2 protein-coding genes are annotated in these 2,967 nt (G+C 52.9%); both read left to right on the top strand.

Annotation, left to right across the window (positions count from 1 at the left end; genetic code table 11):
- Nucleotides 1-187: 187 nt before the first annotated feature.
- Nucleotides 188-1,582, top strand: coding sequence for an outer membrane beta-barrel family protein (locus tag QVP67_RS01595; protein WP_288179780.1), 1,395 nt, complete (start codon nucleotides 188-190; stop codon nucleotides 1,580-1,582).
- A gap of 1,121 nt (nucleotides 1,583-2,703) precedes the next feature.
- Nucleotides 2,704-2,967 (top strand): hypothetical protein (locus tag QVP67_RS01590; protein WP_288179779.1); only part of this gene is annotated, 264 nt, incomplete at its 3' end.

Here is a 2,967-nt window from a genome sequence, read left to right as displayed (position 1 = left end):
CTTCGACCTGTCGGGCATGCTGTTCGGAAGTAATGACCGGGACGAGTATTTCAAAACGGTCCGGCAGGATACCTACTTGGACAAGACATGGACGCAGCATTCCGACCTGTCCAACCGCTCGCACTCGCAGCATCTGGAAGGCATGCTGTCGCTGAACTGGCAGGTGAATCCCGCCCATGCGCTGGGCGTGCGATACAACTACAAGCGTACCCCCAAGTCGGCTTCGGACCTGTCGATGCATACCGACGTGCTGCTGGACGGAGAGGCGTATGAACAGGCGGAGAACACGAACGCTTCGGATGCCCGCCAGACGGACCATCGGCTGAACCTTTACTACAACGGCACCGTGGGCGGATGGAACGTGGACTTCAACGCCGACGGTCTGTGGAACGAGAACAAGGGAAGAAGTCTCGGACGGGAATACACCCGGACGCTGGATCTGCCGGAAGAAGCCAGAGACATCACCACTTTCGACGAGAGCCGGAACACGCTGTATGCCGCCAAGTTAGTCGTGTCGCATGCGCTGGCGGGCGGCCAGTTTGCAGTGGGCAGCGAATATACGCGAAACAACCGGACAAGCCTGTACGACAACCGCGAAGGCATCCTGCAAGGCGAGGACGACGAAGTGAAGGAAGAAATGTGGGCCGTGTTTGGCGAGTACAGCCGCCAGTTGGGACAGGGCAGCGTGCAGGCAGGCGTGCGCTACGAGCATCTGAAGAGCGACTACTACGAATACGGCGTGTTCAACAAAGAGCAAAGCCGGAAGTACTCCAACGTGTTTCCTTCCCTCAGCCTGTCGCACCCCATCGGCCAGGTGCAGTTGCAGCTGAGCTATGCCGCCGACATCACCCGCCCCGACTACAGCCTGCTGAACAGCGCTCCGCGCTACGTCAACCGCTACACCTACGAGGCCGGCAATCCGCTGTTGCAGCCTACGTTGAGCCACAACCTCACCTTGGACGTTGCCTGGAAGCAGCTCTACTTTTCGGGAGGCTACCGGCACATCAAGGACGGCATGACCAGCTTCTGCGACTCGTACTCGGCGGACAATCCCGCCATCAGCCTGCTGCGCCCGGTCAATATAGAAGACTTCGACAAAGCGTATGCCATGGTGGCCTACAGCCCGAAGTTCGGCTGCTGGCAACCGCAGTGGGTGGCCAGCATGGAGCAGCAGTGGTACAAGGGGAGCACGCCCGAAGGCAGCCGGATGTTCAATCATCCGTTGGGCAGCTTCCTTTGGAAGAACAGCCTGGAACTGCCTTGGGACATCCTGATGTATGTGGACGCGACCGTGATAACCCAAGGACATAGCGAGAATGTGCACAACGACAAGACCCAGTGGCGGCTGGACGCTTCACTGTACAGGGAGTTTGCCGGGAAACGCCTGTCGTGCCTGCTGAGCGTGACGGACCTGTTCAGCACCATGACGAACCACGTGACGGCCTATAGCGGAATCCGCACCCTGACAATGGGCACCGACACGCGGCGCACCTTCACCGTGACCTTACGCTACAAGTTCAATGCGACCAAGAGCAAGTACAAGGGGACGGGTGCGGGCAGTTCGCAGAAGAACCGGATGTAGGTTAGTTGACGAGTTGACAAGGGGACGAGTTGACAAGGAGACGAGGGGGGGGGAAAGACCATAGGGAAAAGAAGGAGATTCCTTATGGCCTTGTTCATTATCCAGCAGTCTCAAACAGCATAAAAAAGAGATGCTTGCACGGTTCATGAGCGACACAAGCACGGCTCGTGAGAAACACTTGTACGGCTCGCGAGCAACGCTTGCAATACTCACGGGAATTGCTTGTTACGTCGGCTAACTACCGATGTTACGCCGCTAAAGTAGGTGGTTATGAATGAAAAGTGAATAATGAAAAGTGAAAAACGGGGGAAGGATGGATACGCGGACGACACGGAGGGGACGGACAAACACGGATAAACACGGATGAAAAGGAGAAAAGGAGAAAAGGAGAAATTGGGTTCACGCTTTCAACAGGAGGAAATCTGTACTGGAAATCAGATGGATATGGTGAAAGATAAAGCTTCACGTTGATTCAATGAATAATTAAAAATGAAAAATTAATAATTAAAAATTAAATCCGCGTTCATCCGCTCATTCCGTGTAGTCCGCGTATCCATTCTTTGCATTACAACATCTTTATTATCATTCGCTTACGGTGAAACTTTTGCAGACAGGCTCTTGCACTCACAGGCTGTCACCCACCTGTTTTTTTCTAGTTAGGAAAAAATTTTTTCCTAACTGGGAAAAAATCACTGCAAGACTATCAACTGTCACCCCTTTGTAGAAATCCGTTCCGCCCGTATTTAAAAATTAAAATCCGCGTTTGTCCGCTTTTTCAGCGTCGTCCGCGTATCCATCTTTCACCACAAACAACTCACCTCCAGAATATTACAATGAAACTTCATCCTGCAAACTGCTAAAAAGCCCCACAGACAACCCGGTTTATCACGGATTGGATGTCGGCTAAGATGTAATTGTATGTGTGTTCGAGGTGTTTATGAATGCATACGTAGGGATAGAGACGCAAAATTTTGCGCCTCTACGGTGTGCACGTGTCTGTGAAACTCTGTGTCCTCCGTAATGATTGAAAAAGAAGTTGATTTTTGTTGATTATTACACAGCCCCCCACTTGACAAAGGGCTTTTGATGTTGTATCTTTGGGGACAAAAACCTAAATCGCTATGAATCTGATTACAAACCTGAAAAACTGGTTCCTTCCTTGGAACAATGCACACAAGAGTCCCACAACCGGTACGCCGGCAGCCAGCCCCGCCGCTCCGTACGAACAACTGCTGACCGACCTGCAGCACGTCTGCCACCGCCTGCCCGGAGGAGAAATCTTCGTAGTGATGGGCGGCGGCGAGTTCAGTGTCCGCATGACGTGGACGCCCGACGACCGTGCTAAGAACGAACAGAAACGTATGTTCAGCCTGAACGGCGGGAAC

The sequence above is a fragment of the Bacteroides sp. CAG:633 genome, assembly GCF_000435115.1.
Taxonomy (GTDB): domain Bacteria; phylum Bacteroidota; class Bacteroidia; order Bacteroidales; family Bacteroidaceae; genus Bacteroides; species Bacteroides ndongoniae.
Note: the sequence above shows the minus strand (reverse complement) of the source record. Positions and strands in the feature narration are given on the sequence as shown.